The 3,532-nt window shown below is 61.9% G+C and carries 2 protein-coding genes; both read right to left on the bottom strand.

All coding sequences use genetic code 11. The features are described 5' to 3' along the window. Window positions 1-230: 230 nt before the first annotated feature. Window positions 231-419, bottom strand: coding sequence for a hypothetical protein (locus tag V7D69_RS10765; RefSeq protein ID WP_333605784.1), 189 nt, complete (start codon window positions 417-419; stop codon window positions 231-233). Beyond that, window positions 419-3,532: translocation/assembly module TamB domain-containing protein (locus tag V7D69_RS10760; RefSeq protein WP_333605783.1), on the bottom strand; the 3,114-nt coding region annotated here is incomplete at its 5' end. The genes V7D69_RS10765 and V7D69_RS10760, both read right to left, overlap by 1 nt.

The following is a 3,532-nucleotide window of genomic DNA, read 5'->3' as shown; positions in this document are numbered from 1 at the left end:
CTGGAACTACCTCAAACACGCCGGATATGTTGCAGATTAATGGCTCGACGCTCTAACCCCCCACGAAATGCTTTTGATTGACGTGCAGACTCCCTGCACGTTGCGACCGCGCGGGCGGTCCAGAACCATAACCCCCGCATGCGCACCGACTGCGGATCGGGCGCGGCGCCAATGGCCTCAACTGTATTGTGGAGATCCTCGCTTTCGAAAGCGAGCGTGGATCTCTATCCTCAGCGATCGCCGGTCTCCTCCTCCGTCGCCGGCGTTCCCGTTCCGGCAACTTGTGCGTCGATCTCGCGCGCGGTGCGGCCGATCTTTTCGCTCGCTGTCTTGTAGCGCTCGTCGAAGTCAGGCTCGCGCTTGCATGCTGCAAGCGTCAGCGCGATCGGCAGGATCAGCGTTGCTGCCCAGATGCGCATCAATAATCCTTCTTGATCCGTATATTCACGCTGTTGGCGCCCGAACCGCCCGCCTGGCTGAGCACCGAGAGCCATTTCGTCACGCTTACTTCAAGTTGCGTCGCCGTGAATCCGCGCGCATCGGTGATGAGTTCGACGTAAATATTGTCCGTTATATGTTGCCCGGCCGCCAGAGCAGTACCCCTGCCCGCGGTCTGATCCGGCGCCAGAATGCGTAAACGGTCGATACCGGTTGCCGAACGCAGTTTGCCCAACGGATTGAGCCCACCGCCGCTGCCTCGCAACGAATTGAGCGAGCTTGCCAGCTGCACGGCTTGAATGGCGGAGAGATTGGCGATCGAGCTACCGAACAGAACACGTGAGAGAATCTCATCATTAGGCAGCGCAGGAGACGAGCTGAAATCGATCCGTGGGTTCATGGCGCGACCCGTAACGTTCACATTGACATCCACATCCTCGATCGTGTCAGTCGCCGTGATCGCCAGGCTAGGATCTTGGGTGGATCCGCCAGTGAAGATGATCCGGCCGTCCTGCAGATCGAACGAATGCCCCGCAAAGCCCAGCGTGCCCCGTATGAGGTCGAGCTGCCCTGCCATCTCAGGCTGTGCGCTGGTCCCGGTGAGATGGAAATCAGCACTCCATTCGGATTCCAGGCCCATTCCGGAGACATAGAGCTTGTCTGGCGCCCGCAAATGCAGATCCAGTCGGATCAGCGCGAAAGCGCTTGAAAACGACGGTGCTGGTTCATCCCCGGTGACGGTGATCGGTCCGCGCGAGGGCTTGAAGCGTACGCCGGTCAACCGAGGCACCTGCGCCGCCCCTTCGCGCACGATCTGATACCGCGTTTCGGGCAGCCGCAGATCGCCTGAAAGCAGCGCGGGCTGCGCCGCCACCTTGGTTAAGCGCAAGGTCCCGGTAGCGGTGGCGGAAAGCGCATCGCTGCGGGCAAGACGCGCTTGATCGAGCTTGACGGTCACGTCCATGGGATAGCCGGCGGCGGCAGCCAGGCTCAGCTTGCCGCTGGCGCTCACCGTGCCAGAGCCGGCATTTGCGGTGAGCGAGGTCAATTCAAGCGAATTGCCATTGAAACGCCCGGAAAGGTCCATGTTCGTCAAGCGCGTGCCGTATGCATGGTTTTCATAAGTCAAACCCTTACCCAGGATCACGCCATTGAGGCACGGGTCCGAAAGGCGGCACGAAAAGTCTGCCGCCAGACCGAGCGGCCCAGCCAATGACTGGCCGGATTGACCGACGAAGGAGAACAGAGTGTCGGCCGGCCCGTTGTAGCGGACACCACCACTCAACGGGGCGCCGAACAGGCGCTCCGGCCAAGCGCTCTGGCCAGGCGGCAATGGCCGCAGGCCAGCAACCAACCGCCCGATCACCGCCCCCCGCCGCCGGATCACGGCCCGCACCTCTCCGCCATCGGGCAGCAATTTTCCGACGAAAGCAACATCGACCGGTTGGCTGACCGTGGTTGCGCTGGTGCGGGTGAAATCGTTGAGCGTAAGCCTGGCGTCAGCGCGCGGGAAGGCATCGGGACCGGCCTGCTCAAAATCGAGGCTTCCGCTGGCCGTGCCGCCAATGCCATAACCGGGTACGAAAGCGTTTATCAACGCCATGTTCACGCTTTCAAGGCGGCCCTGCAAGCTAATGCCCGGACCGTATCCGCCCGCAACTCTCACTGTGCCGCCTCCGAACGCGATGGACGTGGGGAGAAGTTCATAACCGTTAGCCTGCGGCACGATGCGCGCTGGGCTGAGAGTCTTGATCGTCTGCCCGCGCATCCGGCCCTGCAGCGCGACGCGCCAAAGCTCGGGGACCAGATCGGCATTGAAGCCAAGACGGAAGGGCACGCCGCTCACGCCCTCAATCAGCCCCTTCGCCTGGCCGCGACCATTGCGATAATCGACCAGGACCCGCCCCGCGGCGAGGTCGAACGATCCGAAGTGGGTGCCTGAAAGCTGTGCGTCAGCGATCACCGTGGGTCGATCATAAAGCACAGCCCGCCCATCAACGATAGCTGAACCGATGGAAAGCTGAGCAGCGCCAGGAAATACCGCGTCCTTCGCCCGCAGGTTGAAGTTCACCGCTTGAAATTTGCCTTCCGCGGCAAGTCTCAGGATACCACCCACACCATTCCCATTGGCGGTCAATTCCCCGACGAAGGGGCCGGCAGGAGACTGGATGAGATCGCCCGCGAATACGACTCCGGAAAGAGTGGCGCTATTGATCCGCAGCGATGTCCTTGCCCCCATGCCAAGCGTGACGTCTGCTTTGAGCGGGCCGTAATCCGTATTCCCGGTCGCGTTGAGGCGATAGCCGTGAGGGGCGCCGGTTACGCGTGCGTCAAGGTTTGCCAACCCGACGCCCAACCCTGGATGCTCGGCGGTGACATGTGCATTGGGATTGGCGATTGTACCTGCCACCCGCACACCCACGACCCCATAGCGCCGCGAAGCGCCGCTCGCGACGAGCGTTATTCGCCCGTCGGGGGACCAGCTGCCCTGTCCGCCGGTGACCCGCAGATCCGGCGCGGTGAGCCGCATGCTTGAAAATCGGGCCACGCCGTCCGAATCGTAACGCACGAATGCCGAAGCCGCGAGATTGCCGCCGAGATAAGTCCGCAGGGTGCTGTTGAGCAGCCGAGTCGAGCGGGCCTTTACCGTTCCCTGCAATGAAAAGCCCTTGGCCTCGGTCTTGAGGCCCATGTTCGTGCGGATATTGAAGATGCCGATGCCGGCGAGCCGATAGTTGTCGATCCGCCCGTCAATCGCGCCAGTGTAGAAGCCTTTGCTTATGTCGGCGATTAGCGTCAGTCCGGCGTCGATGCGTTCGGACCGCAGGCGCATGTTGTCGGAAAGAATGCGTGGCCCCTTTATGGCCAGATCGCCATTCAGAGTCACGTTGGTCAGCGTCCCGCCAGCGACTGTATCGAGGCCGGTAATGCGCCGCGCCTTTGCCGCCACCGGAACCATGATGTGATCGGCATCCACCCTGGCCGCACCACTCGCGTTCAGACCGTCCAACCCCATGCCGTTCATAATCAGTCGACCAGCATCGAGTTGGTAAGAAACCTTCGGCATCCGGAAAGCACCGTCCAGCGTCAGCGC

This window comes from Novosphingobium sp., from assembly GCF_036733805.1.
GTDB lineage: Bacteria > Pseudomonadota > Alphaproteobacteria > Sphingomonadales > Sphingomonadaceae > Novosphingobium.
The sequence above is the reverse complement of the archived record's forward strand: the minus strand, read 5'-3'. Positions and strand labels throughout refer to the sequence as shown.